The sequence below is a fragment of the Planomicrobium sp. CPCC 101110 genome, assembly GCF_007859395.1.
Classification (GTDB): Bacteria; Bacillota; Bacilli; order Bacillales_A; family Planococcaceae; genus Planococcus.
The window spans coordinates 19,500-25,471 of record NZ_VOHD01000003.1; the positions used below are offsets into that span (position 1 = coordinate 19,500).

Genomic DNA, 5,972 nt, shown 5'->3' on the forward strand with positions numbered 1-5,972 from the left:
GCCGGAGTCTGGACAAGAGAAAAGCGAAGGCGACTGTTTAGCCCCGACAAGCGCTGGAGGGCTTGAAACTATGGCGTTTTTTGCCATAGTGGCAAGACCGAAGCGACCTCGAGGGGCTAGGAGCCGGAGTCTGGACAAGAGAAAAGCGAAGGCGACTGTTTAGCCCCGACAAGCGCTGGAGGGCTTGAAACTATGGCGTTTTTTGCCATAGTGGCAAGACCGAAGCGACCTCGAGGGGCTAGGAGCCGGAATCTGGACAAGAGAAAAGCGAAGGCGACTGAAAAGTAGGGAGAAAGCAGGAGTGTCTGAGAAAGGAGTTAATGAATGATTCTCTTGGGGACTTTGATCAATGCAATACTCATTGTTGTAGGGACGTTAATCGGCAGAGCCCTGCGCAACATCCCTGAGAAGATAAGGGAAACGGTCATGTATGCCATCGGTTTAGCAATAACGGTTCTTGGGCTGCAAATGGGATTTGAAAGCGGAAATTTTGTAGTTGTTATAATCAGTTTGGTTATTGGGGCAGTTCTTGGCGAATGGGCGGATTTGGATCAAAAGCTGAATGACTTTGGCCATTGGATTGAAAGAAAACTCGCGTTCCAAGAAAGCAAAGGCAGCATTGCCCAAGGGTTTATCACAGCTACACTGATGTACGTCATGGGGGCGATGGGAATTATTGGGGCGCTTGAAAGCGGCTTGAGCAATGAACACGGCGTCCTGATTTCAAAGGGCATTATTGACGGATTCATTTCCATCATATTAGCTTCAACATTAGGCATTGGCGTCTTGTTATCGGCAGTTCCTGTTTTTGTTTATGAGGGGCTTATTGCATTGCTTGCAACCCAGATCAGCTTGATCATTCCGGAAGCGGCATTGGATTTGTTTATAAAGGAAATGACGGCTACAGGCGGTGTAATGATTGTCGCTATCGGCCTGAATATGATAGGCCTTACGAAAATTCGGGTAGCGAATTTACTGCCGGGTGTGTTAGTAGTAGGTTGCATTGTCACGGTGATGTATCAATTCAACTTAATGTAAGGTGAGTTTGGGAAGGTGAAAAAATGAGTACAAAGCAAACAAATTTAGATACGGTTACAGAAGATTTGGAAAAGGCAACAGAACAAACAAAAGAGGTAATATTCAATCAGGAATTATGGTTTGATGTTGGTACAGTGGCGCTAAAAGTAGTGGTCATTATAATAGCGGCAGGCATTATTGTCAGGCTGCTGAAAATGATAGTGCGGAAAAGCTTTGCAGTCCGCATCAAAGGACCTCTTAAATATAATGAGCGCCGCCAGCAGACGTTATCAAAACTACTGGAAAATGTTACGGCATATGTGATTTATTTTATGGCTATCATTGCAGTTCTCTCGTCATTCAATATTGATGTCAGGGGATTGATTGCAGGGGCCGGGGTACTTGGTTTAGCGGTCGGTTTTGGTGCGCAAAACTTGGTGCGCGATGTCATTACCGGATTTTTCATCATTTTTGAAGACCAGTTTTCAGTAGGGGATTTTGTCCGAATCGGGGCAGCAGAAGGAACGGTCGAAGAAATTGGCTTGCGCACAACAAAAATAAAGGGCTATACTGGCGAATTGTTCATTTTTCCGAATGGCAATATAACCGATGTAGTTAACTTTTCGATAAACAACTCTATTGCGGTTGTGGATGTTAATGTTGCTTACAATGCTGATATTACGAAAGTAGAATTGCTTATTCAGGAATTTTTGGGAACGCTGCAAGAAAAATACGAACAAATTATTAAACCGCCAGAATTTCTCGGAGTCCAGAGTCTGACGCCGACTGAGATGGTGGTCCGGGTGGTAGCTGAAACGCTGCCGATGCAGCATTTTGCAGTGGCCCGCGGCATTAGACGCGATCTAAAGGAATATTTAGACGCAAATAACGTAGAGGTTCCGCTTCCTCATATGGTCATGATGCAGCGCTCAACAGATAATCTTAAAAAATAAAGGAGGCGGGCATATGGAGATGAAAGAGTTTGGCTTGAATGATATTGTGGAAATGAAAAAAGGCCATCCGTGCGGCGCCAATGCCTGGAAAATCATCCGCATGGGAGCAGATATCCGGATCAAGTGCGAAGGCTGCCAGCATAGCGTGATGATTCCGCGTATTGACTTCAACAAGAAAATGAAAAAAGTATTGGTAAAAGCCGAAACGGAATGAACAATGGACAAGTCGGCAATTCCTTCCTATAATGAAAGGGTTGCGAAAAAAATCGTGTGATCGAGAAGAGAGGTCGTGAATCCTATGGCATTAACTGCAGGGATTGTAGGGTTACCAAACGTGGGGAAATCCACATTATTTAATGCTATTACAAAGGCGGGCGCTGAAGCAGCAAACTACCCGTTCTGTACTATAGATCCGAATGTCGGAATTGTTGAAGTTCCGGATGAGCGGTTAGACAAATTGACGGAACTGGTCGTTCCGAAAAAAACCATTCCTACAGCATTTGAGTTTACTGATATTGCTGGAATTGTAAAAGGCGCCAGCAAAGGTGAAGGCTTGGGAAATAAATTCCTTTCCCATATCCGTGAAGTGGATGCGATTTGCCAAGTAGTCCGTTGTTTTGCAGATGAAAACGTTACGCATGTATCCGGTAAAGTAGATCCGATTTCAGATATTGAAGTTATCAATTTAGAATTGATCTTAGCCGATATGGAAAGCATCGAGAAACGCATTGCCCGCGCAGCCAAATTAGTTAAGCAAAGAGACAAAGATGCCATTGCAGAAGAGCCGGTATTGATGAAATTGCGCGAAGCATTTGAAGCAGGGCAGATGGCACGTTCAATCGACTTTACAGAAGACGAATTGCGCATTGCGAAGAACTTGAATCTTTTGACGCTTAAACCCATGCTATATGTGGCAAACGTGGCAGAAGACGAAATCGCAAACGCCGATGATAACGAGTATGTTCAAACAGTACGTAAATATGCGGCTGAACAAAATTCAGAAGTAATTGTCGTTTGTGCGAAGATTGAAGAAGAAATGGCTGATTTGGAAGAAGAAGAAAAAGAAATGTTCCTTGAAGAATTGGGCATCAAAGAATCCGGTTTGGACCAATTGATCAAGGCTTCCTACAATTTGCTCGGCCTTGCCACTTACTTTACAGCAGGTGTACAGGAAGTCCGGGCGTGGACATTCAAAAAAGGCATGAAAGCACCGCAATGTGCCGGCATTATCCACTCTGATTTCGAACGCGGCTTTATCCGTGCCGAAACGGTAGCTTACGAAGATCTTGTGGAAGCGGGATCGATGGCTGCTGCAAAAGAAGCCGGGAAAGTCCGCCAAGAAGGAAAAGAATATATCGTCAAAGACGGCGATGTTATGTTGTTCAGATTTAACGTTTAAAAGCGAAACCGGCTGTACAGGTCAATGTAATATAAGGCAAAATGGTGAACAAAAGATAAAAGTTCTCTTGCCAAATTTCTTCATAAAGCCGGGGAAAAGGCGCTAAAGTTAGATGTATCTAGCTCTGGCGCCTTTTTCTTTTGCATTGCAAAGAAACATAAAAGTCTTGAAATCGAAGCAAAATCATTTAAAATATGATAAAAATCAAGTAAAATGATAAGAAAGCATACCGGGTGCACCGATAGCATCCGGTTTTTTTATAGGAGGACTACACATGAAAATGTTCGTGTATGGCTCGCTGAAAAAAGGCGGGAAGTACCATTGTTATTTAGATGAAGCTACGCTAGTTGCAGAATATGCAGTGGCGAATGGCATTATATATGATTCCGGTTTGGGTTATCCGGCAGCAGTCCTGTCTGAGCCAGGCAAGATAACAGGAGAAATTTACGATATTCCGGATGAATTATGGCCGGCTCTTGATGACCTGGAAGGCTATACAGGGGGAGCAGAAACTGATTTGTTCGATAAGGTGACCGCAACAGTCGAATCAAATGGGGACACAATTGAAGCGATTGTCTATGTCGCTAAAGATCCGAAGTTGCTGAAAACAAAAGTTGCAGGCGGCGTCTGGGACGTATCGCATTCTTTGCTGGTTTAAGCAAAAGCGCTGATTATAAATCAGCGCTTTTTTTATTTGGATGGTTTTCGTAAATGTTCAACCGGGGCAACGCGGGGTCGTCGAGCACCCAAGCATCCTTGCGTACTTTCAACAGCTCTCGGTACATCCAGAAATCTCCGAGAGCGCCTGCGGCAAGCATGGCACCGAGCAGGACCAATACTTGGTTCTGCAGCCAAAATCCTGCAAGCGTCGGCAAGACCGCAGTGGTCCAGAAAGGAAGCAGCAAAACTTTGCGCATGGCTTTGTTCTGGACGGGCGTGGTGGATGTAGCAAAAGCGATGCCGAGCTTCAGGTCGACTCCGTAATTCAAAGAAGAGATGGCGACTTTCCCGAATACGACAAAGCCGATCAGATGAAACAATTCATGAAGGACGATCAATGCCAAATAACCGAGGATAAAAAAGGCGATGCCCCAAAAGGAAAAGTGGAAAGTCAACGGTTCGACGAAGAAATGGTAGGCGGCCGCAAACAAAACCAAAAGCAGCCCATTTATCCATAAATATTTTGGCGCCACTTCTTCCATTTTCAATTCGATAATACGGTCCGGTTGCATAGGCTCACTTCTTTCCATGTTTGTAAAAAGTATACCGAAATTTGCTGCGGAAATGATAGTTGCGGAGGTTCGCTCTTTATGCTACAATACATTGATGTGAGTAATAATATGAATTGCTTGCTCCTTGCCCACTGGAAACAGTAGGGCCCAAGTCCATGAGGAGGTGACAACACGATGAGAGAGTATGAATTAATGTACGTAATTCAGCCTGCAATTGAAGAGGAAGCGAAAAAAGCTCTAGTTGAGCGTTTTAACGATATCTTAACTTCTAACGGTGCTGAAATCATCGAGTCGAAAGAGTGGGGTAAACGTCGTTTAGCTTATGAAATCAACGATTTACGTGAAGGTTTCTACCAAATCGTAAAAGTTAACGCTGGTTCTGAAGCTATCAACGAATACACACGTCTTGCGAACATTAACGAAGACATTATTCGCCATATCGCAGTACGCAAAGACGCGTAAGCTATGGACCTGAACATAATTTTGACTTAAAGGGGGTTGAATTCTGATGATTAACCGAGTTGTTTTAGTCGGAAGACTGACAAAAGATCCTGATCTTCGCTACACTCCAAGCGGAGCGGCGGTTGCCCGTTTTACACTAGCTGTAAACCGGACATTCTCCAACGCTTCGGGTGAAAAAGAGACGGATTTCATCAATTGTACCGTTTGGCGCAAACAAGCTGAAAACACAGCGAACTTCCTGAAAAAAGGAAGCTTGGCAGGTGTGGAAGGCCGCATTCAAACTGGAAGCTACGAGGGACAAGACGGAAAACGTGTGTACACGACTGAAGTAGTGGCAGATAGCGTTCAATTTCTTGAACCAAAAAGCTCTGGTGCTGGTGCAGATCGTTCACAAGGACAACCGTCCTATCAGCAGAACCAATCGCCAAATCCAAGTCAGCAAAACTATACGCGTGTAGACGAAGACCCGTTTTCAAGCGGCAGCGGCCCGATCGAAGTATCGGATGACGATTTGCCGTTCTAAAACAGGCTAAACCTGGCGCTTACAACCCATTCTATTATAAAGGAGGTAATTCGATATGGCACCACGTCGCGGAGGAAAGAAACGTAAAAAGGTTTGTTATTTTACTTCTAACAACATTACTTACATCGACTACAAAGACACTGACTTGTTGAAGAAATTCATTTCTGAACGAGGAAAAATCTTGCCACGTCGTGTTACAGGCACTAGCGCTAAATGGCAACGTAAGTTGACAATCGCTATCAAACGCGCTCATATCATGGCACTTCTACCGTTTGTTGCGGAAGAAAGATAAGATTAAAACACAAGAAGGCCGGGAAACCGGTCTTCTTTTTTATTCGCGTTTTTATGAAGAGAAGGCAGTTGTCCGCCGTCGGCTTTTTTGTTCA

Annotated in this window: 9 protein-coding genes; 8 read left to right on the top strand and 1 reads right to left on the bottom strand. The window is 44.4% G+C overall.

Features of this window, described 5'->3' with window-relative positions; all coding sequences use genetic code 11:
• Positions 1-324: 324 nt before the first annotated feature.
• From FQV30_RS00380 to FQV30_RS00400, 5 genes are all read left to right on the top strand, one after another.
• Positions 325-1,038 (top strand): DUF554 domain-containing protein, encoded by a 714-nt coding sequence (locus FQV30_RS00380; protein ID WP_146498172.1) that lies wholly within the window; start codon positions 325-327, stop codon positions 1,036-1,038.
• A 23-nt stretch (positions 1,039-1,061) separates the two neighbouring features.
• A complete protein-coding gene (locus tag FQV30_RS00385) occupies positions 1,062-1,970 on the top strand; it encodes a mechanosensitive ion channel family protein (RefSeq protein WP_146498173.1) in 909 nt (302 codons plus the stop codon).
• Between the two features lie 13 nt (positions 1,971-1,983).
• The gene (locus tag FQV30_RS00390; RefSeq protein WP_106533335.1) at positions 1,984-2,184 is read left to right on the top strand and encodes a DUF951 domain-containing protein; all 201 of its coding nucleotides are present in this window, start codon (positions 1,984-1,986) and stop codon (positions 2,182-2,184) included.
• Positions 2,185-2,268: 84 nt separating this feature from the next.
• Positions 2,269-3,369, top strand: coding sequence for a redox-regulated ATPase YchF (gene ychF, locus FQV30_RS00395; protein ID WP_146498174.1), 1,101 nt, complete (start codon positions 2,269-2,271; stop codon positions 3,367-3,369).
• A gap of 274 nt (positions 3,370-3,643) precedes the next feature.
• Positions 3,644-4,027, top strand: a complete 384-nt coding sequence (locus FQV30_RS00400) for a gamma-glutamylcyclotransferase family protein (protein WP_146498175.1) — start codon at positions 3,644-3,646, stop codon at positions 4,025-4,027.
• A gap of 13 nt (positions 4,028-4,040) precedes the next feature.
• On the opposite strand, the gene FQV30_RS00405 is transcribed toward FQV30_RS00400, so the two are convergent.
• On the bottom strand, positions 4,041-4,601 hold the full coding sequence (locus tag FQV30_RS00405) for a DUF3267 domain-containing protein (RefSeq protein ID WP_146498176.1): 561 nt from the start codon (positions 4,599-4,601) through the stop codon (positions 4,041-4,043).
• Positions 4,602-4,775: 174 nt separating this feature from the next.
• On the opposite strand from FQV30_RS00405, the gene rpsF reads away from it, so the two are divergent.
• Genes rpsF through rpsR form a run of 3 tightly spaced genes read left to right on the top strand, consistent with a single transcriptional unit; the run spans position 4,776 to position 5,878 of the window.
• Positions 4,776-5,063 (top strand): 30S ribosomal protein S6, encoded by a 288-nt coding sequence (rpsF, locus tag FQV30_RS00410; protein ID WP_146497915.1) that lies wholly within the window; start codon positions 4,776-4,778, stop codon positions 5,061-5,063.
• A gap of 46 nt (positions 5,064-5,109) precedes the next feature.
• Entirely contained in the window at positions 5,110-5,586 is a 477-nt protein-coding gene (ssb, locus tag FQV30_RS00415) for a single-stranded DNA-binding protein (protein WP_146498177.1), read from the top strand.
• A gap of 55 nt (positions 5,587-5,641) precedes the next feature.
• On the top strand, positions 5,642-5,878 hold the full coding sequence (gene rpsR, locus FQV30_RS00420; RefSeq protein WP_146498178.1) for a 30S ribosomal protein S18: 237 nt from the start codon (positions 5,642-5,644) through the stop codon (positions 5,876-5,878).
• The last annotated feature ends 94 nt before the right edge of the window (positions 5,879-5,972 follow it).

Coding starts and splice junctions, on each gene's coding strand:
- FQV30_RS00380 (WP_146498172.1), top strand. CDS start 325: ATGATTCTCTTGGGGACTTTGATCAATGCAATACTCATTGTTGTAGGG.
- FQV30_RS00385 (WP_146498173.1), top strand. CDS start 1,062: ATGAGTACAAAGCAAACAAATTTAGATACGGTTACAGAAGATTTGGAA.
- FQV30_RS00390 (WP_106533335.1), top strand. CDS start 1,984: ATGGAGATGAAAGAGTTTGGCTTGAATGATATTGTGGAAATGAAAAAA.
- ychF (WP_146498174.1), top strand. CDS start 2,269: ATGGCATTAACTGCAGGGATTGTAGGGTTACCAAACGTGGGGAAATCC.
- FQV30_RS00400 (WP_146498175.1), top strand. CDS start 3,644: ATGAAAATGTTCGTGTATGGCTCGCTGAAAAAAGGCGGGAAGTACCAT.
- FQV30_RS00405 (WP_146498176.1), bottom strand. CDS start 4,601: ATGCAACCGGACCGTATTATCGAATTGAAAATGGAAGAAGTGGCGCCA.
- rpsF (WP_146497915.1), top strand. CDS start 4,776: ATGAGAGAGTATGAATTAATGTACGTAATTCAGCCTGCAATTGAAGAG.
- ssb (WP_146498177.1), top strand. CDS start 5,110: ATGATTAACCGAGTTGTTTTAGTCGGAAGACTGACAAAAGATCCTGAT.
- rpsR (WP_146498178.1), top strand. CDS start 5,642: ATGGCACCACGTCGCGGAGGAAAGAAACGTAAAAAGGTTTGTTATTTT.